Raw genomic sequence first — 25,644 nt, 5'->3', positions numbered from 1 at the left:
GCATCGAATGAACGAGACCCAACCTTTCTCAGCGTCCGAAGCCCTCGTGCAGCTTTCCGCTAGCCCTCTGCGCCTGTTGCTCGCGCCGGAGGTCGGGGGCGCCGTGGCAGCGTTCTACGACGAACGGGCCGATGGGCGCTTCGACTGGCTGCGCCCTGCGACCGACGATGCCTTGCGCCGGCGTGATCTGTTCGCGATGGCAAGCTTTCCTCTCTTGCCCTGGTGCAACCGCATCCGCGATGGTCGGGCGCAATTCGGCGGCCGGGACATCGCGATCGCGCCCGGTCACCCGGCGGGACCTTCCGGCAAGCACCCGCTTCACGGAACCGGATGGCTGCGGCCGTGGCAGGTGGCGCAAGCCTCGCCCGCGCAGGCCACGCTGGTGCTGACATTCGAGGCCGATGCACAGTGGCCCTGGCGCTTCGAGGCTTCGCAACGGTTCGAACTCGACCCGACGGGGCTCCGCTGCACCGTCGCGTTGACCAATCGCGACACGGCGCCGATGCCGGCAGGCATCGGCCATCACCCTTACTTCCCGCATCACGAGGGCACCCGCCTGCAGACGTCCACGGCGGCCATGTGGCGCGGCGATGCGCAGGTGATGCCGGTCGCGCTGGAACCGACGGCGGAAGTGGCGCAATTGCACAAAGGCGAGCTTCTGGCCGAACTGGATCTGGACAACAACTTCACCGGCTGGCAACGCCAGGCCCGCATCGAGTGGCCGGCGTCATCCCGCACGCTGGTGATGGCGGCCGAGTCTCCGCTCGATTTCTTCGTGCTGTACTGCCCGCGCGGCGCCGATCATTTCTGCGCGGAGCCGGTGAGCCAGTGCACGGATGCGATCAACCTGTCGGGTCGCCACGGCCCCGAAGAAGTGGGCGGCGCGGTGCTCGCGCCGGGCGAAACGCTGACGGGGTGCTGGACACTCCGGTCGACGTAAGCGCGTCAGACGCCGCGCGCGCGATCGGCCTTGAAGCTGGTGCGGAACTCCGTGAAGCGCCCGGCTTCGAGCGCCTCGCGGATCTCGCGCATCAGGTTCAGGTAGTAGTGGAGGTTGTGAATGGTCGTGAGCATCGGCCCCAGCATTTCGCCGCACCGGTCGAGATGGTGCAGGTAGGCGCGGCTGAAGCCGTCGCGGCCGCCGTCGTTCCATGCCACGCCCGAAGCGCCCGCGCAGGCGTGGCAGGTGCAGCTCGGGTCGATCGGCTGCGGGTCGCTCTTGTGGCGCGCGTTGCGCATCTTGAGGTCGCCGTAGCGCGAGAAGAGCGTGCCGTTGCGCGCATTGCGGGTCGGCATCACGCAGTCGAACATGTCGACGCCCTGCGCCACGCCTTCGACCAGGTCTTCGGGCGTGCCGACACCCATCAGGTAGCGCGGCTTGTGCGCCGGCAGCTTGTGCGGTGTGTGCGCCATGATGCGCAGCATCTCGTCCTTGGGCTCGCCCACGCTCACGCCGCCGATCGCGTAGCCTGGGAAGTCCATCTCGACCAACTGAGCCAGGGATTCCTCGCGCAGGTTCTCGAACATGCCGCCCTGCACGATGCCGAAGAGAGCGTTCGGGTTCTCGAGCCGAGCGAACTCGCTCTGGCAGCGGCGCGCCCAGCGCAGGCTGAGTTCCATCGACTTGCGCGCTTCGGTCTCGGTCGTCACGTGGCCCTGCGTGTCGTAGGGCGTGCACTCGTCGAACTGCATGACGATGTCGCTGTTGAGGATGGTCTGGATCTGCATCGAGACCTCCGGCGTGAGGAAGAGCTTGTCGCCATTGACCGGCGAGGCGAACTTCACGCCTTCCTCGCTGATCTTGCGCATCGCGCCCAGCGACCAGACCTGGAAGCCGCCCGAGTCGGTCAGGATGGGCTTGTCCCACTTCTCGAACTGGTGCAGGCCGCCGAAGCTCGCCATGACGTCGAGGCCCGGACGCATCCACAGGTGGAATGTGTTGCCCAGGATGATCTGCGCGCCCATCTCTTCGAGGCTGCGCGGCATCACGCCCTTGACCGTGCCGTAGGTGCCCACCGGCATGAAGATCGGGGTCTGCACCACGCCGTGGTTCAGCATGAGCGTGCCGCGCCGTGCGTGGCTTGCCGGGTCGGTGGCGAGGAGTTCGAAATTCAGCATGGTGTTCAGTTCTTTCGGGCCAAGAGCATCGCGTCGCCGTAGCTGAAGAAGCGGTAGCGCTCGCGGATCGCGTGGGCGTACAGCGCCATCACTCTTTCGTGGCCCGCGAACGCGCTGACCAGCATCATGAGCGTGCTCTTGGGCAGATGGAAGTTGGTGACGAGCAGGTCGACGTGCTCGAAGGCGAAGCCTGGCGTGATGAAGATGCGCGTATCGCCCGTTGCCTCGCCACTCTTGGCCCAGGATTCGAGCGTGCGGACGGTGGTGGTGCCGACGGCGACGATGCGGCCGCCACGCGCTTTCGTTTCGGCGATGGCGCGTTGCGTTGACTGCGGAACCTCGTAGCGTTCGGCATGCATCGTGTGCTCGGCGATGTTCTCGGTCTTGACAGGCTGGAAGGTGCCGGCTCCGACATGCAGCGTGACATTGGCGCGCTGCACGCCGCGCGCTTCGAGTTCGCCCAGCAACGCGTCATCGAAGTGCAGTGCCGCCGTCGGTGCGGCGACCGCGCCCGGCACGCGGGCGAACACGGTCTGATAGCGGCTCTCGTCGTCCGTCGAATCGGTGTGCGTGATGTACGGCGGCAACGGAACGTGGCCGCAGCGCGCCATCAGCGCGTAGGGGTCTTCACCGAACGGGCTTTCGAAGCGGAAGCGGAAGAGGGCGCCGTCTTCCTCGGGCCATCGGCCGAGCAGCGTCGCGCTGAAGCCGCCGACCATCGCGAGCGTGGTGCCGACCGGCGGCTTCTTGCTGACCTTCATGTGCGCGACGACTTCGTCGCCTTGCAGCACACGCTCGACCAGCAATTCGAGCTTTCCGCCGGTGGGCTTTTCGCCGAATAGGCGCGCCTTGACGACGCGCGTGTCGTTGAAGACGAGCAGGTCGCCGGCGCGCAGCAGAGAGGGCAGCTCCCTGAATATCCGATCGACGGTCGGTTCGGCGGAGCCATCGAGCAATCGGGAAGCGCTGCGTTCGGTGGCGGGATGTTGGGCCACCAGTTCGGGTGGCAGGTCGAAATCGAAATCGGAAAGCGTGAAGGCGCGCATGGTGCTTGAGGGCCGGACGGGCCCGTGCCAAGGAGGCGTGAGTGATGAGGGTCGAAGAGGCGGGCAGAATTGTCCCATGCCCGCCGCCGCCAAGTCCCCGCCACTGCAAAAGCCCGTACCCGAGGCCGAACCCGCACGGGCGCCCGGCACGGGCCTGAGCGTGGTGCAGCGTGCGCTGCGCAAGCTCGGCCTGCTTCGGGATATCGACTTCGCGCTCTACCTGCCGATGCGCTACGAGGACGAAACGCGCGTCGTGCGACTGGCGGATGTGCGCGACGGCGAGATGGCGCAGATCGAAGCCGTCGTAACCGACAACGAGGTGGTCTTTCGCCCCCGACGCCAGCTGATCGTGACGGTGGACGACGGCAGCGACACCTGCCAGTTGCGCTTCTTCAATTTCTATCCGTCGCAGCAGAAGCAGCTGGCGGTCGGTGCGCGCGTGCGCGTGCGTGGCGAGGTGCGGGGCGGATTCCTGGGCCGGCAGATGATGCACCCCGCCGTCAAGGCCGCGGGCACAGCGTTGCCGGAAGCGTTGACGCCGGTCTATTCGACGATCGCGGGCCTGGCCCAGCCGGTGTTGCGGCGCGAAGTGCGTTCCGGCCTCGCGCGGGCCGCGCTCGACGAGACCTTGCCCGCGGGCGCTGCGCCGCACGGCGCATGGGACTTGCGGCGTGCGCTCTCGTTTCTTCACTACCCCGCGCCCGACGTTGCGATAGCCACGCTGGAAGACCACAGTCATCCCGCCTGGCAACGCCTCAAGGCGGACGAACTTCTGGCGCAGCAGCTGTCGCAATTGCAGGCGCGCCGTGCGCGCGCCGCGCAACGCGCACCCGTGCTCGACACGGCCGCGTCAGGCGGCCCCTTGCACGCGGAACTGCTGACCGCGCTGCCGTTCGCTCTGACCGGCGCGCAGCAACGGGTGGGCGTCGAGATCACCCGCGACCTGGCGCGCGACATTCCGATGCATCGCCTGCTGCAGGGCGACGTGGGATCGGGCAAGACCGTGGTGGCAGCGCTCGCGGCCGCGCGCTGCATCGATGCGGGCTTTCAGTGCGCGCTGATGGCGCCTACCGAAATCCTCGCGGCGCAGCACTTCGGCAAGCTGGTCGGCTGGCTCGATCCCTTGCTGGCCGAGCGCGGCTTGCGGGTCGCCTGGCTCACCGGCAGCCAGAAGAAGAAGGAGCGCGATGCAATGTCTGCGGCGGCCGAGAGCGGCGAGGCCGCGCTCGTGATCGGGACGCATGCCGTCATCTCGGAGAAGGTGCGGTTCAAGAACCTGGCGCTGGCGATCATCGATGAGCAGCACCGCTTCGGCGTGGCGCAGCGGCTCGCCTTGCGCGGCAAGGCCGGCGGGGAACTGGAGCCGCATCTTCTGATGATGAGCGCCACGCCGATCCCGCGCACGCTGGCGATGAGCTATTACGCCGACCTCGATGTGTCGACGCTCGACGAGTTGCCGCCGGGACGCACGCCCATCGTCACCAAGCTCGTGGCGGAGCATCGGCGCGACGAAGTCATCGACCGTATCCGCTTCCAGGTCGAGCAGGGGCGGCAGGTCTATTGGGTGTGTCCGCTGATCGAGGAAAGCGAGGCGGTCGATTTGCGCAACGCCACCGCGACGCGCGACGAATTGGCCGATGCGCTGGGCGAGAAGGTCAGCGTCGGGCTGCTGCATTCGCGCATGCCGACGGCCGAGAAGCAGGCGGTGATGGAAAGCTTCACCGCCAACCAGCTTCAGGTGCTGGTGAGCACGACCGTGATCGAGGTCGGCGTCGACGTGCCCAACGCTTCGTTGATGGTCATCGAGCATGCGGAGCGATTCGGGCTCTCGCAGTTGCACCAGTTGCGCGGCCGTGTCGGACGCGGCGCCGCGGCATCGGCCTGCGTTCTGCTGTACGCGCCCAATGAAGGCGGACGGGTCGGTGAGGCCGCCCGCGCCCGCCTCAAGGCCATGGCGGAAACCAGCGACGGCTTCGAGATCGCGCGCCGCGACCTGGAGATTCGCGGCCCCGGCGAATTCCTCGGCGCGCGCCAGTCCGGCGCGCCCTTGCTGCGCTTCGCGGACCTGAGCACCGACGTCATGCTGCTCGACTGGGCGAGAGAACTGGCCCCCCGCATGCTCGACCGGCACCCGGCGCTGGCCGAAAAGCATGTCGATCGCTGGCTTGGCAGCAAGGCCGAATACCTCAAGGCCTGACCTCGGCCGGCGAAGCCAGGCCTCCTCGCGAAACACCGCGGACCGGCTCTGCCGGCCCGCCGGAGTTGCCCCCGGCAGGGGGTAGGCGGCTACACGAAGTGAGCAAGCCTGGGGGCGAGCAATAATTGACGAAAACTATGACGCTCACGGAACTCAAATACATCGTCGCCGTTGCTCGCGAGCGGCATTTCGGCAAGGCTGCGGAAGCTTGTTACGTCTCGCAGCCGACCTTGTCTGTCGCGATCAAGAAACTCGAGGACGAACTCGAGGTCAAGCTCTTCGAACGCAGTGCCGGCGAAGTGACGGTCACGCCGCTGGGCGAGCAGATCGTGCAGCAGGCGCAAAGCGTGCTGGACCAGGCTGCCAGCATCAAGGAAATCGCCAAGCGCGGGAAGGACCCCTTGTCCGGGCCGCTCAACCTGGGCGTGATCTACACCATCGGTCCCTACCTCCTGCCTGACCTGGTGCGCCAGAACATCGCGCGGACGCCGCAGATGCCGCTGGTGCTGCAGGAAAATTTCACCGCCAAGCTGCTCGAGATGCTGCGCGCCGGCGAGATCGATTGCGCGATCATGGCCGAGCCCTTTCCCGACACGGGACTGGCCTTGGCCTCGCTCTACGATGAACCTTTCGTGGCGGCCTTGCCGGCCCATCACCCGCTGGCCGACCGCGAGTCCGTGACCTCTGACGAGCTCAAGAAAGAGACGATGCTCCTGTTGGGCACCGGTCACTGCTTTCGCGATCACGTGCTGGAGGTGTGTCCGGAGTTCGCCCGTTTTTCGAGCAACGCTGAAGGCATCCGCAAGAGCTTCGAAGGCTCGTCGCTGGAAACCATCAAGCACATGGTTGCATCAGGCATGGGCGTGACGCTGGTGCCACGCCTCTCGGTGCCAGCCGATGCGCTCAAGCCCAAGAGCAAGAGCCGCAAGGATCCCGAGCAGATCGTCCGCTACCTGCCTGTGCGCGACACGCAGGGCGGCGAGCCGCCGACGCGGCGCGTGGTCCTGGCATGGCGACGCAGCTTCACGCGCTACGAAGCCATCGCAGCGCTGCGCAACGCGGTCTACGCGTGTGAACTCCCGGGCGTCAAGCGTCTCTCGTAGCAAATTGCGCAATCGGCCTACGAGCCCTACGCGTCCCTGCCGCGGCAGCTGCGATAGAGTGCGGCTGTTGCGGAGCCCGCCTCCGGCTTTCCTGCGTTTTTTGCCGTCAATCAACTGAAGAAAGAGTTCATCACCATGGCCAAAGTCGTGAAGAAACCCAAGTCCGCCGCCACCGCTGCGCCGTCCGCATCCGCTGGCAAGGTGCCCAAGAAGGGCGGCTTGGTGGTCGCGGAGGAGTCCGGCAGCCGAAATGCCCCGATCATCAACATCGGCATCGATCGCCAGGATCGCGCAGCCATCGCCGAAGGCTTGAGCCGTGTGCTGGCGGACACCTACACGCTGTACCTGACCACGCACAACTTCCACTGGAACGTGACGGGTCCGCACTTCAACTCGCTGCATGCGATGTTCATGAACCAGTACACCGAGCTGTGGGGCTCCACGGACGTCCTCGCGGAACGCATTCGCGCTCTGGGCCACTACGCACCGGGTTCGTATGCCGAGTTCAGCAAGATCGCGACCGTGCCCGATGTGCCGCAGAACCCGCCCAAGGCGATGGAGATGGTGCGCATCCTCGTCAAGGGACACGAAACCGTCTCGCGCATCGCGCGCGAATTCATTCCCGTGGCCGAAGAAGCGGGTGACGACCCGACCGCCGACATGCTGACCGCGCGCTGCACCGTGCACGACCAGACGGCCTGGATGCTGCGTTCGCTGCTTGAAGACTGATCCCGCCACCGACCCCGCCACGAGCGCGGCACAGCCTGCGCCCGCGCCTCATCGCGGGCGTTTTGCGTTGTACCTCGACCTGATCCGCTGGAATCGCCCGGCGGGCTGGCTGCTGCTGCTCTGGCCGACGCTGGGCGCGCTCTGGTTCGCGGCCGACGGATGGCCGGGCTGGCACCTGCTCATCGTATTCGTGCTCGGCACCATCCTCATGCGCAGCGCGGGCTGCTGCGTCAATGATGTGGCCGACCGCGATTTCGACCGACACGTCAAGCGCACGGCACAACGGCCCGTGACCAGCGGTGCGATCTCGGTGACTGAGGCGCTGGTCGTCGGCGCCGTGCTTGCGCTCGCTGCGTTCGGGCTGGTGCTCACGACCAATCGCGTCACGGTGCTGTGGTCCTTTGCGGCGTTGGCCGTGACGTTGGTTTACCCGTTTGCGAAGCGCTTCGTGTCGATTCCGCAGGCGGTGCTGGGCATTGCCTTCAGCTTCGGCATTCCGATGGCCTTTGCGGCGGTGCAAGGCAACGTGCCCCCGCTGGCCTGGTGGCTGCTCGCGGGCAATCTGTTCTGGGTGCTGGCCTACGACACCGAGTACGCGATGGTGGACCGCGACGATGACCTCAAGATCGGCATGAAGACTTCGGCCATCACCTTCGGGCGGCTCGACGTCGCGATCGTCATGGCGAGCTACGCAATCTTCCTGGTCACCTGGACTGGGGCGGGTGCGGGCAAGTCGCTGGCCGCGCTCTTCTTCGTCGCCATCGGGATTGCGGCAGCGCAGGCGCTATGGCACTGGCGACTGATTCACGACCGGACACGCGACGGCTGCTTCAAGGCCTTCCGGCTCAACCATTGGCTCGGCTTCACCGTGTTTGCCGGCGTCGTGGCCGGCTACGCGTTGCGTTGAGCGCGGCAATTTTCCTTCAACCGCGCCCGAATTCCTGACCCAGCTCGGCGGCGCGCTGGTGCGCGGCGCGGATGGCGGCCTTGAATTTCGCCTTGATGTCGGCACTCTCCATGGCCGTGATGGCGGCATAGGTGGTGCCGCCCTTCGATGTCACGCGTTCGCGCAGGAACGCCGGCGGTTCAGTCGCACTGCTGGCCAGGGCGGAGGCGCCGGTGAATGTACCCACGGCGAGCTGGTGCGCCTGTTCCGGCGTCAGGCCGAGGTCGACGCCGGCTTCTGTCATCGCCTCGATGAAATAGAACACGTAGGCCGGACCGGAGCCTGAAATCGCCGTGACGGCGTCGAGTGCCGCTTCGGCGTCGACCCAGATCAGGTCTCCGGTGGGGGCGAGCACCTGTTCGACCAGCTTTCGACCACCGCTGTCCACGGTCTCTCGCGCAAAGAGGCCGGTCATGCCCTGCCCGACGAGCGCCGGCGTATTGGGCATGGCGCGAACCACACGCTCCGTGCCGAGCCAGCGGACGATGCTGTCGGATGGGATTCCGGCGGCGACCGAGAGATGGAGGGCGTTGGGGGCCAACCCACGCACTGGCTTTGCCGCTTCGGCGAAGCTCTGCGGCTTGACGGCCCAGACCACGACCTCGCAGCGCTCCAGGGCGCTGCCGGCTTCGGCCTGCGCCGTGATGCCGAAATCGTGGGCCAGCTTGGCGCGGGCTTCGGCGAAAGGCTCGACGGCCTCGATGGATTCCGCGGGAACGTCCTGCTTGATGAGCCCGCCGATGATGGCACTGGCCATGTTGCCGCCCCCGATGAACGCGATGGGTGGCAAGGGTGTCGGCTCCCGGCGGGGCAGGAAAGTGACTGCGATGTTCATGACTTATCCGGTGAATTCGAATGCTGCGAACTGAGTGATCTGCAGCGGATTGAAATTGTCGTCGCTCACCGCGACCAGCAGGCGGCTGCCGTTCGGCAGATCGGGGCCCCAGCAAAGGCCCTCGCTGTTGTCCAGGCGGGACAGGCCAAGCGCGGCGAAGTCGGCGACCAGCTTCTTGGGCGCCGGAGTGTGATTGTCCGGGCTCAGCGCTTCCAGGGCCAGGGTATCGGTGGCGGCGCGGGTATCGATCTCGTAGAGCCTCAGCGAATTCCCGACCCCGGTGGCGTAGGCGCGCTCCAGGACCAGCATGCGGTGGGCGTCGATCATCAGCACCTCGCTGACGCCGTTGTCGGCGGGCATGCCCGGCACCAAAGGGCGCAGCGGGATCGCATCCGGGACGTAGGCGATCTGGCGGCTGGCCTTGCCGGTTTCCAGATCGATCCGGGTGAATCGGCAAGGTCCGCCTGGCGCCGCCAGGGTGGGGATTGGGCCGTCCTGGACCAGCGCGTTTTCCATGGCCAGCCAGGCGTGGCGCGCATCCGGCGTCAGCGCCAGTCCCTCCAGGCCGAGGTTGTCCCTCGTGCCGCGGCGGCCTGCGGCGTCGGGTTGAAACACGTGGGGAAGCGGCATTTCGCGGATCAGCGTGCCGTCGCGTCTTGATTCGCAGAGCGTCGGGCCGAAGCCGCGTGGCACATCCCCCTCGCTGGCCCAGAGCAGCGTGTCGGTGTCCGGGCGCAACCGCAGCGCTTCAGGATCGGGGACCGGCATGTCCTTCGGCGCGCGCCGGCGCGATGGCCATGGCGTACCGTCGCGTCGCCGGAATACAACGATGTCGACGAGACGAGGCGCCTCGGCTCCGGGGGCGGCTGTCCACTGCGCACTGTAGAAGCGTGCCGGTGCCAGATCTGATCGGTCATCACTCAGGAGCAGGTACTCACGTCTTTGCGGGTCGTAGTCGATGCCGGACAATCCTCCGACGGTTGTCCCTTGAAAATCCGCGCGATGCGGCCAACGTGCTTCGGCAACAAGCCGCAGCCGTTGTGGCCCCGGTGCCACAACGGCCCCGCTCTTGCATCCCGCGATCCCGCTTGCGATGGGAATCGCCGCTGCAACCAGCATTTGTCGACGGGAAACCAGTGTTGAAAGTGTGGGTGGACGCTCTTGCACGGCCCGAAGTCTACGATTTCACAAAATTGCGCAAGGCAGGTTGTTGACGAAGCCGGCGGACTATGTGACAATCGCAGGCTTCGCTTGAAAAGGCGAATGCTTCTGCCCAGCGGAAGCGCACTGAAGTGGTTTCGGTGCGTGGACGACGGGCCCAAGACTGACCGCAGATCTGTTCCGGAGTGTCCGGGGCGGCAAAACGGTACAAGTTGGGAATATCACAAAATGATCCAAACTGAATCCCGGCTCGATGTGGCCGACAACACGGGCGCGAAATCCGTCCTGTGTATCAAGGTGCTCGGTGGCTCCAAGCGGCGCTATGCCAGCGTCGGTGACGTCATCAAAGTCTCCATCAAGGAGGCTGCTCCGCGTGGTCGCGTCAAGAAGGGCGAGATCTACAGCGCAGTGGTGGTCCGCACCGCCAAGGGCATCCGTCGCGCCGACGGTTCGCTCGTCAAGTTCGACGGCAACGCAGCTGTGTTGCTCAACGCCAAGCTGGAGCCCATCGGCACCCGCATCTTCGGACCGGTCACGCGCGAACTGCGCACCGAGAAGTTCATGAAGATCGTGTCGCTGGCTCCCGAAGTTCTGTAAGGACAACAACGCCATGAACAAGATTCGCAAAGGCGACCAGGTCATCGTGTTGGCCGGGCGCGACAAGGGTAAGCGCGGCACTGTGTCGCTGCGCAAGGACGATTCCTACCTGATCGTCGACGGCATCAACATGGTCAAGAAGCACACCAAGCCGAACCCGCTCAAGGGCACGACTGGTGGCATCGTCGAAAAGACCATGCCCATTCATCAATCCAACGTGGCGATCTTCAATGCCGCGACCGGCAAGGCTGATCGCGTGGGCATCAAGGTCTCGGACGGCAAGCGCGTGCGCGTCTTCAAGTCCAGCGGCGACGAAATCAAGCTCGCCTAAGGGGTACTCACATGGCACGTCTCCAACAACACTATCGCGAAAAGGTCGCGAAAGATCTGACCGAAAAGTTCGGCTACACCTCGCCGATGCAGGTTCCGCGCCTGACCAAGATCACGCTCAACATGGGCGTGGGTGAAGCGGTTGCCGACAAGAAGGTTCTCGACAACGCCGTCGCCGATCTGACCAAGATCGCCGGCCAGAAGCCTGTCGTGACCAAGTCGAAGAAGGCTATCGCCGGCTTCAAGATTCGCGAGAACCAGCCGATCGGCTGCATGGTCACGCTGCGCGGTGTGCAGATGTATGAATTCCTGGATCGCTTCGTGACCGTGGCGCTGCCGCGCGTTCGCGACTTCCGCGGGATCTCCGGCCGCGCCTTCGACGGCCGCGGCAACTACAACATCGGCGTCAAAGAGCAGATCATTTTCCCCGAGATCGAATACGACAAGGTCGATGCCCTGCGCGGTCTCAATATCAGCATCACGACGACGGCCAAGACCGACGAAGAAGCCAAGGCGCTTCTCGCTGGCTTCCGTTTTCCGTTCAAGAACTGAGGCGACCTGTGGCTAAAGCATCTTTGATCCAGCGCGAACTCAAGCGCGACAACCTGGTTGCCAAGTACGCGGCGAAGCACGCGGAACTCAAGGCGATCGCCAACGACGCCAAGAAGAGCGACGAAGAGCGCGCAGCTGCCCGCCTGGGCCTGCAGAAGCTCCCGCGTAACGCCAACCCGACGCGCCAACGCAACCGTTGCGAAATCACCGGTCGTCCGCGTGGCACCTTCCGTCAATTCGGTCTGGCCCGCGCCAAGATCCGCGAACTGGCTTTCAACGGCGACATCCCCGGTGTCACCAAGGCCAGCTGGTAAGCCAGGCAGGAGCAAACAACATGAGCATGAGTGATCCCATTGCCGACCTGCTGACGCGTATCCGTAACGCGCAGATGGTGGCGAAGCCCACCGTGTCGGTCCCGTCTTCCAAGGTGAAGATCGCGATCGCACAGGTGTTGAAGGACGAGGGCTACATCGACGGCTTCAAGGTCAAGACCGAAGCTGGCAAGAGCGAACTCGAAATCTCGCTGAAGTACTACGCTGGCCGTCCGGTCATCGAGCGCATCGAGCGCGTGAGCCGTCCTGGCCTGCGTGTCTACAAGGGCAGCACTGCCATTCCGCAAGTCCAGAACGGACTCGGCGTTGCCATCGTCACGACCCCCAAGGGCGTGATGACCGACCGCAAGGCGCGCGCTACCGGTGTCGGTGGTGAAGTGCTGTGCTACGTCGCCTAACCGAGACATCGAGGAGTAACTGAAATGTCCCGAGTAGGAAAAATGCCGGTCGCCATCCCCGCAGGCGTGGATGTGTCGATCAAGGAAGACCAGATCAGCGTCAAGGGCACGGGCGGCACGCTCAGCCTGCAGCGCAATGCGCTGGTCAAGGTCGTCAGCAATGACGGCAAGCTGAACTTCGAACCCGCCAACGAGTCGCGTGAAGCGAATGCCATGAGCGGCACGATCCGTCAGCTGGTGAACAACATGGTTGTCGGCGTGACCAAGGGCTTCGAGAAAAAGCTCAACCTCGTCGGCGTGGGCTACAAGGCCGCCGCTCAAGGCGCCAAGCTCAACCTGCAAGTCGGTTATTCGCATCCGGTCAACATCGACATGCCGCAGGGCATCACGGTGTCAACCCCGACGCCGACCGAAATCCTGATCAAGGGTGCCGATCGCCAACGCGTCGGCCAGATCGCCGCCGAGATCCGCGCTGTTCGTCCGCCTGAGCCTTACAAGGGCAAGGGCATCAAGTACTCGGACGAGAAGATCGTGATCAAAGAGACCAAGAAGAAATAAGGGGCAGCAAAATGATGTTGACCAAAAAAGCACAGCGTCTTCGCCGCTCGCGCCAGACCCGTATCCGCATTGCGACGCAAGGCGTGGCGCGTCTGACGGTGAATCGCACCAATCTGCACATCTACGCCACCGTCATTTCCGACGACGGCTCCAAGGTGATTGCCACCGCATCGACGGCCGAAGCCGAAGTGCGCTCCGCGCTGGGTGGTTCCGGCAAGGGCGGCAACACCGCTGCGGCAACCGCCATCGGCAAGCGCATCGCTGAAAAGGCGAAGGCTGCCGGCGTCGAGAAGGTCGCTTTCGATCGCGCAGGTTTCGCATACCACGGTCGCGTCAAGGCGCTGGCCGATGCCGCTCGCGAAGCTGGCCTGCAGTTCTAACCGGACACGAGATTCAAAATGGCAAAGATTCAGGCAAGAACGCAGAACGAAGGCCCCGAAGACGGTTTGCGCGAGAAGATGATCGCGATCAACCGCGTCACCAAGGTGGTGAAGGGTGGTCGTATCCTCGGTTTCGCAGCACTCACCGTGGTGGGTGACGGCGACGGTCGCGTCGGCATGGGCAAGGGCAAGTCGAAGGAAGTGCCCGCCGCAGTGCAGAAGGCGATGGAAGAAGCACGTCGCAACCTGGCGAAGATTTCGATCAAGAACGGTACGCTGCATCACCGCGTGACGGGCCATCACGGCGCCGCCTCGGTGGTCATGATCCCGGCCCCGAAGGGGACCGGCATCATCGCCGGCGGCCCGATGCGCGCCGTGTTCGAAGTGATGGGCATCACCGACATCGTGGCCAAGAGCCATGGTTCGTCGAACCCGTACAACATGGTTCGCGCCACGCTCGACGGGTTGAAGAACTCGACGACGGCATCCGAAGTGGCTGCCAAGCGTGGTCTGACCGTCGAAGAACTCTTCGCCTAAACCGGGAGTATCGAGATGACGACGCAACAACAAACCCTCAAGGTGCAACTGGTCAAGAGCCCGATCGGCACCAAGGAATCGCATCGCGCCACCGTGCGTGGCCTGGGTCTGCGCAAGCTCAATAGCGTGAGCGAGCTGCAGGATACGCCCGCGGTGCGCGGCATGATCAACAAGATCAGTTATCTGGTCAAAGTGCTCTAAACAGAGTCGCTGAGAGAGACGTATATGGAACTCAATGGCATCAAGCCGGCAGCCGGCGCCAAGCACGCCAAGCGCCGCGTCGGCCGTGGTATCGGCTCCGGCCTCGGCAAGACCGCGGGTCGCGGTCACAAGGGTCAGAAGTCGCGTGCAGGCGGTTTCCACAAGGTCGGCTTCGAAGGTGGTCAAATGCCGCTGCAGCGTCGCCTGCCGAAGCGTGGCTTCAAGTCGCACCTGCTCAAGTACAACGCCGAAGTGACGCTCGCTTCGCTCGAACAGCTCGGCCTGGCCGAAGTCGATGTGCTGGCGCTCAAGCAAGCTGGCCTGGTAGGCCAGATCGCCAAGGTGGTGAAGGTCATCAAGTCGGGTGAGCTCACCAAGGCCGTCAAGCTGACGGGCATCGGCGCGACCGCCGGTGCCAAGGCTGCGATCGAGGCCGCTGGCGGCAGCGTCGCCTGAACAAGCACACGGACTGAAAGAAGTACTTCGTGGCAACCAACGCGGCAACGCTCGCAAAAACAGGCAAGTTCGGTGACCTGCGTCGCCGGCTCGTCTTTTTGCTGCTCGCGCTCGTGGTCTATCGCATCGGGGCTCACATTCCGGTGCCGGGCATCAATCCGGACCAACTCGCGCAGCTGTTTCAAGGCCAGCAAGGCGGCATCCTGAGCCTGTTCAACATGTTCTCGGGCGGCGCCCTGTCGCGCTTCACCGTGTTCGCGTTGGGCATCATGCCGTACATCTCCGCGTCGATCATCATGCAACTGATGACCTACGTGGTTCCGACCTTCGAGCAATTGAAGAAGGAAGGCGAGGCGGGTCGTCGCAAGATCACGCAGTACACCCGCTACGGCACGCTGGCGCTGGCCCTGTTCCAGTCGTTCAGCATCGCAGTGGCGCTCGAGTCGTCGGCTGGCTTGGTGATTTCGCCCGGTTTCGGCTTCCGCATCACGGCCATGGTCAGCCTCACCGCTGGCTCGATGTTCCTGATGTGGCTCGGCGAGCAGATCACCGAGCGTGGTCTTGGCAACGGCATCTCGATCCTGATCTTCGCGGGTATCGCTGCCGGCTTGCCGGGTGCGATCGGTGGCTTGCTGGAACTGGTGCGCACCGGTGCCATGAATGTGCTCGTCGCTCTGTTCATCGTTGCCGTGGTGGTGCTGGTGACCTACTTCGTGGTGTTCGTCGAACGCGGACAGCGCAAGATTCTCGTGAACTATGCGCGGCGTCAGGTAGGCAACAAGGTCTATGGTGGCCAGTCCTCGCACCTGCCGCTGAAGCTGAACATGGCTGGGGTGATCCCGCCGATCTTTGCGTCGTCGATCATCCTGCTGCCGACCACCGTCGTGGGCTGGTTCAGCACCGGCGAGAGCATGCGCTGGATCAGGGACGTCGCGAGCGCGCTACGCCCAGGTCAGCCGATCTACGTGCTGCTGTACGCCGCTGCGATCGTGTTCTTCTGCTTCTTCTACACGGCGCTCGTGTTCAACAGTCGCGAAACGGCCGACAACCTGAAGAAGAGCGGTGCGTTCATTCCGGGCATTCGCCCAGGTGACCAGACCGCGCGCTATATCGACAAGATCCTGGTTCGCCTGACGTTGGCCGGCGCGGTGTACATCACCTTCGTTTGCCTGCTGCCGGAGTTCCTGATCCTCAAATACAACGTGCCGTTCTATTTCGGCGGCACCTCCCTGTTGATCATCGTGGTTGTCACGATGGACTTCATGGCCCAGGTACAGAACTACATGATGTCTCAGCAGTACGAGTCGCTGCTAAAGAAAGCCAATTTCAAGACTTCGTAGGTGTAGATGTCGAAAGACGATGTCATCCAGATGCTGGGTGAGGTTCTCGAAAACCTTCCCAACGCAACGTTCCGGGTGAAGCTGGAAAATGGCCACATCGTCCTTGGACATATTTCTGGAAAGATGCGGATGCACTACATCCGGATCCTTCCTGGTGACAAAGTCACCGTTGAGTTGACGCCCTACGACTTGAGCCGGGCGCGCATTGTGTTTCGGGCGAAATGAGTCGCCGGGTTGAAAGAGTTTTAGGAGAATGAAATGAGAGTTTCGGCTTCGGTCAAAACCATTTGCCGTAATTGCAAGATCATCCGCCGCAAGGGTGTGGTGCGTGTGATCTGTACCGACCCGCGCCACAAGCAGCGCCAGGGTTGATTGAACGAGTATTAGAGGACGCACATGGCACGTATTGCTGGCATCAACATTCCGCCGCACAAGCACGCTGAAATCGGCCTGACCGCCATTTTCGGCATCGGTCGCACCCGCGCCCGCAAGATCTGCGAAGCGAGCGGCATCGAGTATTCGAAGAAGATCAAAGATCTGACCGACGCCGATCTGGAGAAGATCCGCGACCAGATCGCGCTCTTCACCATCGAAGGTGACCTGCGTCGCGAAACGACGATGAACATCAAGCGCTTGATGGACATCGGTTGCTATCGCGGCTTCCGTCACCGTCGCGGCCTGCCGATGCGCGGCCAGCGTACGCGCACCAATGCTCGCACTCGCAAGGGTCCGCGCAAGGCAGCGCAGTCCCTGAAGAAATAAGGATAGACCAGCATGGCTAAAGCTCCTGCCAACAACGCGGCACAACGCGTTCGCAAGAAGGTTCGCAAGAACGTTGCGGACGGCATTGCACACGTGCACGCTTCGTTCAACAACACGATCATCACGATCACCGACCGCCAGGGCAATGCCTTGTCGTGGGCGTCTTCGGGTGGTCAGGGCTTCAAGGGCTCGCGCAAGTCGACGCCGTTCGCTGCGCAGGTCGCCTCTGAAGTCGCCGGTCGCGCTGCGGTCGAGCAAGGCATCAAGAACCTCGACGTCGAGATCAAGGGCCCCGGTCCTGGTCGCGAATCGTCGGTGCGCGCTCTGGCCGCGCTCGGCATCCGGATCAACTCCATTGCCGACGTGACCCCGGTGCCGCACAACGGCTGCCGTCCGCAAAAGCGTCGTCGCATCTAAGTCGAAGACGCTCGGCGCAGCCCGCTTCACAGCGGCTGCGCATTTTGTTTTCTCAACAAGCCCACCGCTGTCGGCACGCCGCTGACGGCTCCCGCACCCAAGTGCGGTAGATGACACAAAGGAAGATCAAGTGGCACGCTATCTCGGCCCTAAGGCCAAACTCTCCCGCCGCGAAGGCACCGACTTGTTCCTGAAGAGCGCCCGTCGTTCGATCCAGGACAAGGCCAAGTTCGACTCCAAGCCCGGCCAGCACGGCCGCACCTCGGGTCAGCGCACGTCTGACTTCGGCCTGCAGTTGCGTGAAAAGCAGAAGGTCAAGCGCATGTACGGCGTGCTCGAGAAGCAGTTCCGCCGTTACTTCGAGGAAGCTGATCGCCGCCGTGGCAATACCGGCGCGAACCTGCTGTTCATCCTCGAATCGCGCCTGGACAACGTCGTCTATCGCATGGGATTCGGTTCGACTCGCGCTGAAGCACGCCAGCTGGTGTCTCACAAGGCCATCACGGTGAACGGTCAGTCGGTCAACATCCCGTCGTACCTGGTGAAGACCGGCGACGTGATCGCCGTGCGCGACAAGTCGAAAAAGCAGACCCGCATCGCCGAGGCGCTTCAACTGGCCCAGCAAGTCGGCATCCCGGCTTGGGTCGAAGTGAATGCCGACAAGGCCGAAGGCACCTTCAAGAAGGTTCCTGATCGCGACGAATTCGCAGCCGACATCAACGAATCGCTGATCGTCGAACTCTATTCGCGTTGATTTTTCAGCTCGCGCTTCCGGGCGCGGGCCGATATTTTTGTTCACGTTCCTGCTCCGCACCTTGCTGCGGGTCAGGTGCTTCACCAGCCTTACCGGTGTAACGAGCCGGGGGTATTGAGAGGAAGTCTGCATGCAAACCACCCTGCTGAAACCCAAGACCATCCAGGTCGAGCAACTCGCGGCCAACAAGGCCAAGGTGACGCTCGAGCCGTTCGAGCGCGGCTACGGCCACACGCTCGGCAATGCACTGCGTCGCGTCCTGCTGTCGTCGATGGTCGGCTATTCGGCCACCGAAGTCACGATCGCCGGCGTGCTGCACGAGTACTCGTCGATCGATGGTGTGCAGGAAGATGTCGTCAACATTCTGCTGAATCTCAAGGGCGTGGTGTTCAAGCTCCACAACCGCGATGAAGTCACGCTGAGCCTGCGCAAGGACGGCGAAGGCGCCGTCACGGCATCGGACATCCAGACGCCGCACGACGTCGAGATCATCAATCCCGACCACGTGATTGCCCACCTGTCGCAAGGCGGCAAGCTGGACATGCAGATCAAGGTCGAAAAAGGTCGCGGCTACGTCCCCGGCACGATGCGGCGCTATGCGGACGAGCCGACGAAGTCGATCGGCCGTATCGTGCTGGATGCTTCGTTCTCGCCCGTCAAGCGCGTGAGCTACACGGTCGAAAGCGCTCGCGTCGAGCAGCGCACCGACCTGGACAAGCTGCTGGTGGAAATCGAAACCAACGGCGCGATCACGGCTGAAGACGCGGTGCGCGCATCGGCTAAAATCCTGGTCGAGCAACTGGCTGTGTTCGCGCAGCTCGAAGGTGGCGAACTTGCAGCGTTCGACGCACCGGCACCGCGCAGCGCCCAACAGTTCGATCCGATCCTGCTGCGCCCGGTCGACGAACTCGAACTCACGGTCCGTTCGGCGAACTGCCTGAAGGCCGAGAACATCTACTACATCGGTGACCTGATCCAGCGCACCGAAAATGAGCTGCTCAAGACTCCGAACCTGGGTCGCAAGTCGCTCAACGAAATCAAGGAAGTGCTTGCTTCGCGCGGCCTGACCTTGGGCATGAAGCTTGAAAGCTGGCCACCGGCCGGCCTCGACAAGCGTTGATTTTTTAGCGGCTCACGAGGGCCGCAGTGCAACGGGCAGTACCTGACACGGCTGCCTGTTTTTATAAAGTAAAGGAAAGCACCATGCGTCACGGACACGGACTCCGCAAACTCAACCGCACCAGCTCGCACCGCCTCGCGATGCTGCAGAACATGATGAACTCGCTCATCGAGCACGAAGTCATCAAGACCACGGTCCCCAAGGCCAAGGAACTGCGCCGCGTCATCGAACCGATGATCACGCTGGCCAAGAAGCCCACGGTCGCCAACAAGCGCCTCGCATTCGACCGCCTGCGCGACCGCGACAGCGTCGTGAAGCTCTTCGGCGAACTCGGCCCGCGCTACCAGGCACGTCCTGGCGGCTACACGCGCATCCTGAAAATGGGTTTCCGCGTGGGCGACAACGCGCCGATGGCTCTGGTCGAACTGGTCGATCGTCCTGAAGTGACTGAAATTTCTGCCGACGAGCAGAACGCCGCAGAATAAGCTATAATTCCATCTTGCCGCGCGATGGAGCAGCCTGGTAGCTCGTTGGGCTCATAACCCAAAGGTCGCAAGTTCAAATCTTGCTCGCGCAACCAAATTGAAAGGCCCTGTTTTCGAACAGGGCCTTTTTCTTTGTGAGTTTCAAATCGTCAGTGTGACGAGGTTTGTGACGAGGCTTGTGTCGTCACAGTTGCTTGACGACCGGACGCGCCAAGTGGCGCGACCATTGGGCCCGTGTCACGGTGTCAGCGCCTTTGACCAGGGAGTCGGGGCCACTTGCTCGGACACTTGCCCCGCGACATCACAGTTGACGTCACCCACGCGCAGGGCGTGCCTTAGGATTCATTCACCGCCGTAGTCCTCAAGATCCTCGCAAGTTTGCTCGAAGGGCTCGCAGTGCCGGATCCTGATGTCGGTTGATCCCGGCATGTTGGCGGCCTCTTGAATGGCGCGACCTCTGCGCAATTTCTCAAGATGCTCGTTGTCAGCTCAATCGGGCACATGCTCAACGAGTTCCTCGACTCGGCAGCCGAAGTAGATGCACAGCCTGTCAAGGATGTCCGTGCCAGTGCTGTAGCCCTTGTGATTGAGGATCTTCGACAGCGTCATGCGGTTCACGCCGGTGGCCTCCGCCACCTCTTGCACGGTGATGCGGCGCGACTCCTGGAACTGCTTTTTCTCGATCTGCTCAGCGAGCTTGAATCGAATCACAAGATGCCTTAGGACGACGTTTGATAAGTAAAAACGTCAAACGCTCTTGTAATTCATCGAGCGATGACTATGATCTACATCAAGCGAAACAAAGCAGTGGCGTTTGATGAGTTTAGTAATCAACTGCGGCGGAGAATAGCATGGAGCAGACCTATCTGACGACCGACGAGCTGGCGGCAAGGATCAAGTATGACGTTCGCACCATTCGCGAGCGGTTGAAGGACAGTGTGTTGCTCGAAGGCACGCACTATGTCCGACCATTCGGCGGCAGGAAGATTCTGTACCTGTGGGAAAACATTGAGCGCGACATGCACCGCGCGGCTGGCATCGACCGACTGGCGATCCCGATGGCCAACGGCGCGGTGGCACATGGCTAAGGTCACCGCGCGAAAGGAGACGGGCAAGCTCGTCATTGATTTCACCTATCGCGGCGTCCGGTGCCGGGAGCAGACGGCATTCGCGGATACGCCGCAGAACCGAAAGAGAGCGGAGGCTGTTGTTGCGCGGATCAAAGCGGCGCTGTCCGCCGGCACGTTTGCGTACGCGGAGTTCTTCCCGGGTAGTTCGTTGGCAGGCAGGTTTGCGCCCCTAGCTTCGCCTCCTTCGAGTGCAGCGAACGCGCACAAGGCGACGGCCAGTACCGAGACTATCGCGCCCGGGAGCGTCGGCTTGACCACCCCGACCTTCCGCGACCTCGCTGCTCAGTGGCTCGCCGATCACCAGGTCGAATGGCGTCGGTCGCACATCAAGGTCTTGCGCTCCACCCTCGATGGCCATCTGCTGCCTCACTTCGGCCACAAGCCCGTAGGGAGCATCGTCAAGGCCGATGTTCTCGCCTTCCGAGCCAAGGTCGCTGAACTGCCTGGCCGCAGCCGCGAAAAAATGAGCAGCAAGCGGATCAACGGCATCCTCGCGCCTCTGCGCCAGATCCTCAACGACGCCGCTGACCGATTCGGCTTTGTCTCCCCCACGATGAACCTCAAGCCGCTCAAGGTCCGCAAGGCCGATGTCGAGCCCTTCACTCTCGACGAGGTTCGACGATTGCTCGCCACCGTGCGTGCAGATTACAGCGACTACTTCACGGTGCGCTTCTTCACTGGCATGCGCACTGGCGAGGTTCACGGCCTGAAGTGGAAGTACATCGACTTCACAAGCCGCGTGATCCTCATCCGCGAGACCTTTGTGCTCGGCGAGGATGAATACACCAAGACCGATTCAAGTCAGCGCGACATCCAGATGACCCAGGTCGTGTTCCACGCGCTCCAGCGCCAGCGTGGGGCCACTGGCAAGTTGTCTGAGTACGTCTTTTGCAACCGCGAAGGCAAGCCCCTCGACAACAAGAACTTCACCGACCGGGTTTGGAGCCCCCTGCTGAGACACCTGGGGCTCAAGTTGCGGCGGCCATACCAGATGCGTCACACCGCAGCGACGCTCTGGCTGGCCTCCGGGGAGGCCCCTGAATGGATTGCTCGGCAACTCGGCCATAGCAGCACCGAGATGCTCTTCCGCGTCTACAGCCGCTACGTGCCGAATCTGACCCGACGCGACGGCTCCGCGATCGATCGACTACTCACCAGCCGCCTGATCGGCGATGGGGCGGAGTCCGACGAGGCCCTTCCCGACCGCTGCGCGGCCACCTCCTCCTGAACGTCGACGGCGCCGTCACGCAGACCGCTCCGCGCCATTCGGACCGGCGACGGCGATGAAGCCGGCGCGGACGACGATTTCGGATTCAGGCCCCAGCGCATCGTCGAGACGCAGGAAGGCGCCGCCCGCAGCGCCGAGGCCGCCATTCGGCGCAACGACGGCTTGCCCAGCGCCGACGGTCGTTGAGCGCGCAGCGGTGGATCGTCGCTTGGGTCTGCGCCTGCAGATGGTGAACCAGCTGCCGGCAACGCCGATTCGCCGCCGGCCGCCGGGACGATGCCGTCGGGCCGATACCCGGCGTCGCCGAAGGCCACCTTCTCCGCGCCGCGAAGCAGGGCACCCGCCTGGGTCTCGTCGTGGGCATTGGCCGACCACCGTGTGCACGATAGCCGATCCGGCAGGCTGTTGTACGTCAGCAATGGGACAGGGGAGGTAGTCACCATCGGAAATCGGCTCCCGACACCTGGTAGGTGTCATTCGGTGACATGCAACGAGAACTCTTGTTTCACTTCCCCGCCATCCACCATCTTCTCGCTGACGTCGAGCACGAACTGCTGACGCATGCGTCGGCGGGCGAGCCCAAACAACTCTCCGATTCGCTTGTCGCTCTCGACAGCAAAGATGAAGACGCGCTGTGCGCCTGCGAGCGAGCTCGGAGCAGCATCCGCCTCGTCGGAAGCATGCACGACGCACTCGCGCGTAGACCAGCAAACACTGTCGATCACTCCGGTCACGGTGATGGTGCGCTTCACTTTCGCGGGCGTGTCGGGCACGTTCGCCATCTCCAGCGCGCGCGCCGCGCGCCCCGCTAGCTGCAGGTAGATCTCGTGCCGGCGACCGAGCCGGACCAAAGGAACAATCGCTGAGTTCACGACGTCGCCGTCCGTCAGCCACTCGGGTCGCCTGGAGACCAGCCCTGGCTCATCGATGAAAAGGTCGCCGTCCGGGCACAACTCATACGAGAGGCGGCGCAGCGTCAACTTCGCGCACTCGATCTCCTCGCCGATCTCCTTCAACATCCCCTTTGTAATGCGCGCCCCTGCCGGTGGGACCACGTACAGGGCAACACCAAGCCTGTCGACCTTGTCGCCGGGCTCGATTTCTCCCAGGACGTAGGCGATGCCCTGGGCCGACAGATTCGCCGCCTCCCAATAGCTCTGGACGAGACTGCGTAGTGCCTTTAGCAGGTGCTCAAGCGCGCTCGCGGAGCGTTTTAGGTTTCCGACGACGTCACCCTCGACTCGAAGTGCTTGTCGGGCGACTAGCAACATCAGCGCGAGTTTCGTGCCAGGCGCGCCCAGCGCCAGAAATTCCTTCTCGGTCATGAACAGGTCCTCCCTGCTGTGTGAACGGAAAAGCAACGTTGCCGAGTTCTCTGCCTGGTGGCATTCGGAAATGACCTCCGAAACGGACTGTTTCGGGCCCGAGTCGACCCCAGCATGCGATCAAGGGCGCAATCACAGAGACGAGTTTGGTTCGTGCAGATTTCGTCCGCAAGGGGGTGCTTGCCAAATGGCCGCAATCCGCTTGTGGAGCGAGTGCAGGCTGAAGCTACAGGGACGACCACGCGGACAGTACATGCATTACGCGGTGAAACTGGTTCATCTGCGTGAGCGCTGCCCGGGTGTTCTCACGCAGAATGAAACCGATACGCTGCCGACCCTGGCCACGGTACTGCGCGCGAGCCAGAGGCACCCTCCCGGCAACGATGACGACCGAACCCAGGCCCTGCTTGTCGCGCAGATGTCGGCGGACGGCGGCCGTGTCCATCGCCAATTCGAATTCGTCCTTCGGAACGCGTAGTTCAAGGCAGTCCGCCGGCATGGCGACGGCCAGGCACCATTCCAGCAGCACCGACACTTCCTCCAACCTGCCGAGGACGAGTGGCGTGCGATCTGCGCGGTACCGCACCTGCCACACCCGGCAAACGTTCCGCGTAAGCTGCATGAATCGTTCCTCATCGAACCGAGACGTGAGTCCGCGTAGGAAGCGCTGGACGCGTTCAGTTTCCGCCGGGCTGCGCGAGCCCGCACGTTTGTGCAGCAAGGCGAGTGACGCGTCGGTCGGTTGCCAGCCCGAATTCTTGATGTCGTACCCAGCGCTTTGCCGAACCCCGAACTCGCTGACAAAGAGCGCTTGGATTTGGGCGGCCGGCATCAGCAGCGTTTGCTCGACGCCGTCGAGCCGGCGCCTCCGGTGTGCGAGATCGAGCGCGCGGTCGGCCAGCGCCGGGTCCAGACGTGGCTCTGGCGGCACGGGGCGCGGTGGCAATGCCGGCGTCCAAGTCCCCGCCCATGCTCGCTTGCCAATGTCGTCGAGCCGGTCGCGATGGAGACAACGAACGATCGCCTCATCGATGCCGATGCGCCGCCCAAGACCAAACGCCGGACGTTCTGGCAGCGGCAAGCCTGCTGCATAGGTCAGCGTTGCGCGGTCCAGCGAGACCGGAGACCGCGAAAACACCCGACCGAGCGGCTCGGCGCTCAGCACGTCGTCCAGGTGGTAATAGTAGCGCTGGCCGGTAGCGGGCGACGCATGACCGAGCAACTGTGCAGCCGCCCAAAACCCGCGCTTGCTTCGTTGGGGGCGGTCGAGCAGCAGGCTGCGAGCCTCTCGCGGATCGCACGGCCCGAGGATTCGCTGGAAAATCTTCCGCGCATGCTTCTCACGGGGCAACGACTCCAAGCTCATCAGGCACTCGAGGCGACTGGCGAAACTGTGGCGCCCGTGGTGGATTCGCATCCGCGCCTCGCCGGTCACCGCGCGCAGCGTCTGCGCGATGCGCGAGCAGATACCAGTGCGGTCCATCAGCGTGCGCGGCCGATCGCGATCGCCGAAGAGGGCGGCCAGCCGGTCGCAACTTGCCATCTCATCAATGTGCTTGGTCCACCCGTCGACGATAAGTCGCTCCCTCTTCGACAGAGGCCCGATCAAGGGCACCTGCCGGATGCCGGAGTCGGTCTTGATCTCCCGGTAGTCGTTAGGCCGCAGGAGGACGATCAACTGGTCGCCGCGCCAGACAATGTCCTTGCGGCGCAGCCCCATCCCCTCGGACACTCGCACGCCGAATCGAAAGACGAGCATCCAGACAAACGCTTGCTGCAGCCGCGTGCGCTGGTCTGCGCCTTCGTCGTCCATCAACAGCGCGAGCGCCGTCTCGTACTCACCCCACGTCAGGAAGCCGGCGTCGATGCTGGTCGCGCGCGGCAAACCCAGCGGCACCACCTCTGCCCCTTCCACGGGTGGCAATCCCTGCTGAATCATCAGATGGGAGTGGAACTCCTGCAGCCGCGCAAGTGCGTAGTGCTGCCCGATCTCCGGCACGGTGTCGAGGAACTCGCCGTAGGCACAGGCGAGCGCGTCGTCGTTGAGCTCGGTGACCTGGAGAGCCGCCAGCGCGTCGATCATGCGTGGCGCTAGCGCGTAGTAGTAGCGCACGCAACTGACGGCACGCAGCTCCTGGCCGGCCGCGCCATGCTGCATCAGGTGGAGCAGCCACTGCACCAGCGTCCGCGCGATGTCGGGGGCCTGGGTATCTCGCTCGAGTAGGGCAAGCAGGTCGGGGATCAAAAGTTCCTTCTGGTTGCGCGAGCGGTTGGCGGACTCGGTGTCGGTGGCTGTGCCGAGCCGGCGGACTCGCGCATGGATCAACTTGTTGACGTTGCGGTGCAGCGCCAGGCCGCGGGCACGCGCCTGCGCAAGGGTGGCGTCATCCGGACTGCGGGGCAGGGAGGGCAAGGGCCGCTCCGGCGCCGACTCGCTGGACGCTTTGCTAGCAGCAGAAGACTCGCTGCGCAATAGCTGCACTGCCTCGCGAGCCGGCTTGCCCGTCAAGAGGCGGATCCAGTCCTGCGGAGGTAGGCAGACGCCGCCTGTGCTGCCCTCAAGATGTCCGGCCAGGTGACCAGGTAGCGCCAGACGAGCCCGCGCAC

32 protein-coding genes, 1 tRNA gene and 2 pseudogenes are annotated in these 25,644 nt (G+C 63.5%); 27 read left to right on the top strand and 8 right to left on the bottom strand.

Going from position 1 to position 25,644, the window contains the following annotated elements; translation table 11 throughout:
* The first annotated feature begins 7 nt into the window (after window positions 1-7).
* Entirely contained in the window at window positions 8-940 is a 933-nt protein-coding gene (locus QTI04_RS20150; RefSeq protein WP_286617244.1) for an aldose 1-epimerase, read from the top strand.
* Between the two features lie 5 nt (window positions 941-945).
* Here the strand turns inward: QTI04_RS20150 and tgt are convergent, their stop codons facing one another.
* Both tgt and queA read right to left on the bottom strand, forming a co-directional pair.
* Entirely contained in the window at window positions 946-2,118 is a 1,173-nt protein-coding gene (gene tgt, locus QTI04_RS20145) for a tRNA guanosine(34) transglycosylase Tgt (protein WP_286617242.1), read from the bottom strand.
* 5 nt (window positions 2,119-2,123) lie between these two features.
* A complete protein-coding gene (queA, locus tag QTI04_RS20140) occupies window positions 2,124-3,164 on the bottom strand; it encodes a tRNA preQ1(34) S-adenosylmethionine ribosyltransferase-isomerase QueA (protein ID WP_286617241.1) in 1,041 nt (346 codons plus the stop codon).
* A gap of 76 nt (window positions 3,165-3,240) precedes the next feature.
* Here queA and recG point away from each other — a divergent pair, with 76 nt between their 5' ends.
* From recG to ubiA, 4 genes are all read left to right on the top strand, one after another.
* Entirely contained in the window at window positions 3,241-5,361 is a 2,121-nt protein-coding gene (gene recG, locus QTI04_RS20135; RefSeq protein ID WP_286617239.1) for an ATP-dependent DNA helicase RecG, read from the top strand.
* A gap of 137 nt (window positions 5,362-5,498) precedes the next feature.
* Window positions 5,499-6,464 (top strand): LysR substrate-binding domain-containing protein, encoded by a 966-nt coding sequence (locus tag QTI04_RS20130; RefSeq protein WP_286601939.1) that lies wholly within the window; start codon window positions 5,499-5,501, stop codon window positions 6,462-6,464.
* Between the two features lie 135 nt (window positions 6,465-6,599).
* Entirely contained in the window at window positions 6,600-7,193 is a 594-nt protein-coding gene (locus QTI04_RS20125; RefSeq protein WP_286617238.1) for a Dps family protein, read from the top strand.
* Between the two features lie 67 nt (window positions 7,194-7,260).
* Window positions 7,261-8,100, top strand: coding sequence for a 4-hydroxybenzoate octaprenyltransferase (gene ubiA, locus QTI04_RS20120; protein WP_286617417.1), 840 nt, complete (start codon window positions 7,261-7,263; stop codon window positions 8,098-8,100).
* A 16-nt stretch (window positions 8,101-8,116) separates the two neighbouring features.
* Here ubiA and proC read toward each other — a convergent pair whose 3' ends face one another.
* On the bottom strand, window positions 8,117-8,974 hold the full coding sequence (gene proC, locus QTI04_RS20115; protein WP_286617237.1) for a pyrroline-5-carboxylate reductase: 858 nt from the start codon (window positions 8,972-8,974) through the stop codon (window positions 8,117-8,119).
* 3 nt (window positions 8,975-8,977) lie between these two features.
* Window positions 8,978-10,093 (bottom strand): esterase-like activity of phytase family protein, encoded by a 1,116-nt coding sequence (locus tag QTI04_RS20110; RefSeq protein ID WP_286617235.1) that lies wholly within the window; start codon window positions 10,091-10,093, stop codon window positions 8,978-8,980.
* A 270-nt stretch (window positions 10,094-10,363) separates the two neighbouring features.
* Between QTI04_RS20110 and rplN the strand changes: the two genes are divergently transcribed.
* The 19 genes from rplN (at window position 10,364) to QTI04_RS20015 (ending at window position 19,449) form a co-directional block, all read left to right on the top strand.
* Window positions 10,364-10,732 carry a 50S ribosomal protein L14 gene (gene rplN / locus QTI04_RS20105; protein ID WP_068674584.1) on the top strand — a complete coding sequence of 123 codons (369 nt, stop codon included), beginning with the start codon at window positions 10,364-10,366 and terminating at the stop codon, window positions 10,730-10,732.
* Between the two features lie 13 nt (window positions 10,733-10,745).
* The gene (rplX, locus tag QTI04_RS20100) at window positions 10,746-11,063 is read left to right on the top strand and encodes a 50S ribosomal protein L24 (protein ID WP_286601597.1); all 318 of its coding nucleotides are present in this window, start codon (window positions 10,746-10,748) and stop codon (window positions 11,061-11,063) included.
* 11 nt (window positions 11,064-11,074) lie between these two features.
* The gene (gene rplE / locus QTI04_RS20095) at window positions 11,075-11,614 is read left to right on the top strand and encodes a 50S ribosomal protein L5 (protein WP_028250827.1); all 540 of its coding nucleotides are present in this window, start codon (window positions 11,075-11,077) and stop codon (window positions 11,612-11,614) included.
* A gap of 8 nt (window positions 11,615-11,622) precedes the next feature.
* Window positions 11,623-11,928: a 30S ribosomal protein S14 gene (rpsN, locus tag QTI04_RS20090; protein ID WP_038118843.1), complete on the top strand. Its 306-nt coding sequence runs from the start codon at window positions 11,623-11,625 to the stop codon at window positions 11,926-11,928.
* A 20-nt stretch (window positions 11,929-11,948) separates the two neighbouring features.
* The gene (gene rpsH / locus QTI04_RS20085) at window positions 11,949-12,344 is read left to right on the top strand and encodes a 30S ribosomal protein S8 (RefSeq protein ID WP_286601600.1); all 396 of its coding nucleotides are present in this window, start codon (window positions 11,949-11,951) and stop codon (window positions 12,342-12,344) included.
* Window positions 12,345-12,368: 24 nt separating this feature from the next.
* Window positions 12,369-12,902: a 50S ribosomal protein L6 gene (gene rplF / locus QTI04_RS20080; RefSeq protein WP_286601601.1), complete on the top strand. Its 534-nt coding sequence runs from the start codon at window positions 12,369-12,371 to the stop codon at window positions 12,900-12,902.
* A 14-nt stretch (window positions 12,903-12,916) separates the two neighbouring features.
* The gene (gene rplR, locus QTI04_RS20075; protein WP_286569831.1) at window positions 12,917-13,282 is read left to right on the top strand and encodes a 50S ribosomal protein L18; all 366 of its coding nucleotides are present in this window, start codon (window positions 12,917-12,919) and stop codon (window positions 13,280-13,282) included.
* An 18-nt stretch (window positions 13,283-13,300) separates the two neighbouring features.
* A complete protein-coding gene (gene rpsE / locus QTI04_RS20070; RefSeq protein ID WP_028250822.1) occupies window positions 13,301-13,819 on the top strand; it encodes a 30S ribosomal protein S5 in 519 nt (172 codons plus the stop codon).
* 15 nt (window positions 13,820-13,834) lie between these two features.
* Window positions 13,835-14,020 (top strand): 50S ribosomal protein L30, encoded by a 186-nt coding sequence (gene rpmD / locus QTI04_RS20065; protein ID WP_009124818.1) that lies wholly within the window; start codon window positions 13,835-13,837, stop codon window positions 14,018-14,020.
* A gap of 24 nt (window positions 14,021-14,044) precedes the next feature.
* On the top strand, window positions 14,045-14,476 hold the full coding sequence (rplO, locus tag QTI04_RS20060) for a 50S ribosomal protein L15 (RefSeq protein WP_286601602.1): 432 nt from the start codon (window positions 14,045-14,047) through the stop codon (window positions 14,474-14,476).
* Between the two features lie 29 nt (window positions 14,477-14,505).
* Window positions 14,506-15,816 (top strand): preprotein translocase subunit SecY, encoded by a 1,311-nt coding sequence (gene secY / locus QTI04_RS20055; protein ID WP_286601603.1) that lies wholly within the window; start codon window positions 14,506-14,508, stop codon window positions 15,814-15,816.
* 6 nt (window positions 15,817-15,822) lie between these two features.
* Window positions 15,823-16,041, top strand: coding sequence for a translation initiation factor IF-1 (gene infA / locus QTI04_RS20050; RefSeq protein ID WP_286601604.1), 219 nt, complete (start codon window positions 15,823-15,825; stop codon window positions 16,039-16,041).
* A gap of 33 nt (window positions 16,042-16,074) precedes the next feature.
* Complete coding sequence (gene rpmJ, locus QTI04_RS20045) at window positions 16,075-16,188, top strand: 50S ribosomal protein L36 (protein WP_038201958.1); 114 nt, start codon at window positions 16,075-16,077, stop codon at window positions 16,186-16,188.
* 24 nt (window positions 16,189-16,212) lie between these two features.
* Window positions 16,213-16,578 (top strand): 30S ribosomal protein S13, encoded by a 366-nt coding sequence (gene rpsM / locus QTI04_RS20040; protein ID WP_019653977.1) that lies wholly within the window; start codon window positions 16,213-16,215, stop codon window positions 16,576-16,578.
* 12 nt (window positions 16,579-16,590) lie between these two features.
* Window positions 16,591-16,995: a 30S ribosomal protein S11 gene (gene rpsK / locus QTI04_RS20035; protein ID WP_009124825.1), complete on the top strand. Its 405-nt coding sequence runs from the start codon at window positions 16,591-16,593 to the stop codon at window positions 16,993-16,995.
* Window positions 16,996-17,125: 130 nt separating this feature from the next.
* A complete protein-coding gene (gene rpsD, locus QTI04_RS20030; RefSeq protein WP_126838170.1) occupies window positions 17,126-17,749 on the top strand; it encodes a 30S ribosomal protein S4 in 624 nt (207 codons plus the stop codon).
* A gap of 130 nt (window positions 17,750-17,879) precedes the next feature.
* The gene (rpoA, locus tag QTI04_RS20025) at window positions 17,880-18,869 is read left to right on the top strand and encodes a DNA-directed RNA polymerase subunit alpha (RefSeq protein ID WP_028250818.1); all 990 of its coding nucleotides are present in this window, start codon (window positions 17,880-17,882) and stop codon (window positions 18,867-18,869) included.
* An 83-nt stretch (window positions 18,870-18,952) separates the two neighbouring features.
* Window positions 18,953-19,354 (top strand): 50S ribosomal protein L17, encoded by a 402-nt coding sequence (gene rplQ / locus QTI04_RS20020; protein WP_286601607.1) that lies wholly within the window; start codon window positions 18,953-18,955, stop codon window positions 19,352-19,354.
* 18 nt (window positions 19,355-19,372) lie between these two features.
* Window positions 19,373-19,449, top strand: a tRNA-Met gene (locus QTI04_RS20015).
* A gap of 394 nt (window positions 19,450-19,843) precedes the next feature.
* Here the strand turns inward: QTI04_RS20015 and QTI04_RS20010 are convergent.
* Window positions 19,844-20,065 carry a helix-turn-helix transcriptional regulator gene (locus tag QTI04_RS20010; RefSeq protein WP_286617233.1) on the bottom strand — a complete coding sequence of 74 codons (222 nt, stop codon included), beginning with the start codon at window positions 20,063-20,065 and terminating at the stop codon, window positions 19,844-19,846.
* 140 nt (window positions 20,066-20,205) lie between these two features.
* Between QTI04_RS20010 and QTI04_RS20005 the strand changes: the two genes are divergently transcribed.
* The 3 genes and pseudogenes from QTI04_RS20005 (at window position 20,206) to QTI04_RS19995 (ending at window position 21,712) form a co-directional block, all read left to right on the top strand.
* On the top strand, window positions 20,206-20,442 hold the full coding sequence (locus tag QTI04_RS20005; protein WP_286617231.1) for a hypothetical protein: 237 nt from the start codon (window positions 20,206-20,208) through the stop codon (window positions 20,440-20,442).
* Window positions 20,435-20,572 (top strand): annotated as a pseudogene (locus QTI04_RS20000) (DUF3596 domain-containing protein); the annotation flags it as partial. The gene QTI04_RS20005 and the pseudogene QTI04_RS20000, both read left to right, overlap by 8 nt.
* A 162-nt stretch (window positions 20,573-20,734) precedes the next feature.
* Window positions 20,735-21,712 carry a site-specific integrase gene (locus QTI04_RS19995; RefSeq protein ID WP_286617416.1) on the top strand — a complete coding sequence of 326 codons (978 nt, stop codon included), beginning with the start codon at window positions 20,735-20,737 and terminating at the stop codon, window positions 21,710-21,712.
* A 287-nt stretch (window positions 21,713-21,999) separates the two neighbouring features.
* On the opposite strand, the pseudogene QTI04_RS19990 reads toward QTI04_RS19995, so the two are convergent.
* The 3 genes and pseudogenes from QTI04_RS19990 to QTI04_RS19980 form a co-directional block, all read right to left on the bottom strand.
* A pseudogene (locus QTI04_RS19990) lies at window positions 22,000-22,111 on the bottom strand (IS5/IS1182 family transposase); the annotation flags it as partial.
* 74 nt (window positions 22,112-22,185) lie between these two features.
* Window positions 22,186-23,037, bottom strand: coding sequence for a hypothetical protein (locus QTI04_RS19985; RefSeq protein ID WP_286617229.1), 852 nt, complete (start codon window positions 23,035-23,037; stop codon window positions 22,186-22,188).
* 226 nt (window positions 23,038-23,263) lie between these two features.
* Window positions 23,264-25,450, bottom strand: a complete 2,187-nt coding sequence (locus tag QTI04_RS19980) for a site-specific integrase (protein ID WP_286617227.1) — start codon at window positions 25,448-25,450, stop codon at window positions 23,264-23,266.
* Window positions 25,451-25,644: the final 194 nt, after the last annotated feature.

This window comes from Variovorax sp. J22R115, assembly GCF_030317005.1.
In the GTDB taxonomy this organism is placed as follows: Bacteria; Pseudomonadota; Gammaproteobacteria; order Burkholderiales; family Burkholderiaceae_C; genus Variovorax.
This window is presented reverse-complemented; position numbering and strand designations above follow the sequence as displayed.

Coding starts and splice junctions, on each gene's coding strand:
- queA (WP_286617241.1), bottom strand. CDS start 3,164: ATGCGCGCCTTCACGCTTTCCGATTTCGATTTCGACCTGCCACCCGAA.
- rpoA (WP_028250818.1), top strand. CDS start 17,880: ATGCAAACCACCCTGCTGAAACCCAAGACCATCCAGGTCGAGCAACTC.
- rplR (WP_286569831.1), top strand. CDS start 12,917: ATGTTGACCAAAAAAGCACAGCGTCTTCGCCGCTCGCGCCAGACCCGT.
- rplF (WP_286601601.1), top strand. CDS start 12,369: ATGTCCCGAGTAGGAAAAATGCCGGTCGCCATCCCCGCAGGCGTGGAT.
- rpmD (WP_009124818.1), top strand. CDS start 13,835: ATGACGACGCAACAACAAACCCTCAAGGTGCAACTGGTCAAGAGCCCG.
- rpsK (WP_009124825.1), top strand. CDS start 16,591: ATGGCTAAAGCTCCTGCCAACAACGCGGCACAACGCGTTCGCAAGAAG.
- tgt (WP_286617242.1), bottom strand. CDS start 2,118: ATGCTGAATTTCGAACTCCTCGCCACCGACCCGGCAAGCCACGCACGG.
- rplO (WP_286601602.1), top strand. CDS start 14,045: ATGGAACTCAATGGCATCAAGCCGGCAGCCGGCGCCAAGCACGCCAAG.
- QTI04_RS20130 (WP_286601939.1), top strand. CDS start 5,499: ATGACGCTCACGGAACTCAAATACATCGTCGCCGTTGCTCGCGAGCGG.
- rpsH (WP_286601600.1), top strand. CDS start 11,949: ATGAGCATGAGTGATCCCATTGCCGACCTGCTGACGCGTATCCGTAAC.
- QTI04_RS19985 (WP_286617229.1), bottom strand. CDS start 23,037: ATGACCGAGAAGGAATTTCTGGCGCTGGGCGCGCCTGGCACGAAACTC.
- infA (WP_286601604.1), top strand. CDS start 15,823: ATGTCGAAAGACGATGTCATCCAGATGCTGGGTGAGGTTCTCGAAAAC.
- proC (WP_286617237.1), bottom strand. CDS start 8,974: ATGAACATCGCAGTCACTTTCCTGCCCCGCCGGGAGCCGACACCCTTG.
- rplX (WP_286601597.1), top strand. CDS start 10,746: ATGAACAAGATTCGCAAAGGCGACCAGGTCATCGTGTTGGCCGGGCGC.
- recG (WP_286617239.1), top strand. CDS start 3,241: ATGCCCGCCGCCGCCAAGTCCCCGCCACTGCAAAAGCCCGTACCCGAG.
- QTI04_RS20005 (WP_286617231.1), top strand. CDS start 20,206: ATGGAGCAGACCTATCTGACGACCGACGAGCTGGCGGCAAGGATCAAG.
- QTI04_RS20150 (WP_286617244.1), top strand. CDS start 8: ATGAACGAGACCCAACCTTTCTCAGCGTCCGAAGCCCTCGTGCAGCTT.
- rpsE (WP_028250822.1), top strand. CDS start 13,301: ATGGCAAAGATTCAGGCAAGAACGCAGAACGAAGGCCCCGAAGACGGT.
- rpsM (WP_019653977.1), top strand. CDS start 16,213: ATGGCACGTATTGCTGGCATCAACATTCCGCCGCACAAGCACGCTGAA.
- rplN (WP_068674584.1), top strand. CDS start 10,364: ATGATCCAAACTGAATCCCGGCTCGATGTGGCCGACAACACGGGCGCG.
- rplQ (WP_286601607.1), top strand. CDS start 18,953: ATGCGTCACGGACACGGACTCCGCAAACTCAACCGCACCAGCTCGCAC.
- QTI04_RS20125 (WP_286617238.1), top strand. CDS start 6,600: ATGGCCAAAGTCGTGAAGAAACCCAAGTCCGCCGCCACCGCTGCGCCG.
- rplE (WP_028250827.1), top strand. CDS start 11,075: ATGGCACGTCTCCAACAACACTATCGCGAAAAGGTCGCGAAAGATCTG.
- QTI04_RS20110 (WP_286617235.1), bottom strand. CDS start 10,093: ATGCTGGTTGCAGCGGCGATTCCCATCGCAAGCGGGATCGCGGGATGC.
- rpmJ (WP_038201958.1), top strand. CDS start 16,075: ATGAGAGTTTCGGCTTCGGTCAAAACCATTTGCCGTAATTGCAAGATC.